At 61.6% G+C, this 310-nt stretch carries 1 protein-coding gene; it reads right to left on the reverse strand.

Annotation, left to right across the window (positions count from 1 at the left end):
- The coding region (locus tag ACZXDY_RS46655) for a transposase (protein WP_464350124.1) at nucleotides 1–310 on the reverse strand (310 nt) is incomplete at both ends.

Genomic DNA, 310 nt, shown 5'->3' on the forward strand with positions numbered 1-310 from the left:
CGTGTGAGGTTATAAGCGAGAACATGCAGCGCCATCTCAGCGGCGACATTCCTTAGGCGCTTCATCAGGAAGTGGGTCGCACCCATACGGGCTTTGATCGTGCCGAAGGGATGCTCAACCGTCTCGCGCCGCGTCCGCATGGCGTCGGGATCGGAATCGAGCCGTCTCTGGACCTCCTCGACCACATGCTCATGCTCCCAGCGCGTGATGCGGCGCTCCTTGGACGGCGTACATTGGCTCTTGATCGCGCAGCCTTGGCACGCCGCTGTCGACCAGTAACGGCGCAGCGTCATTCCATGCTCGATGTTGG

The sequence above is a fragment of the Bradyrhizobium sp. LeoB3 genome (genome assembly GCF_055456055.1).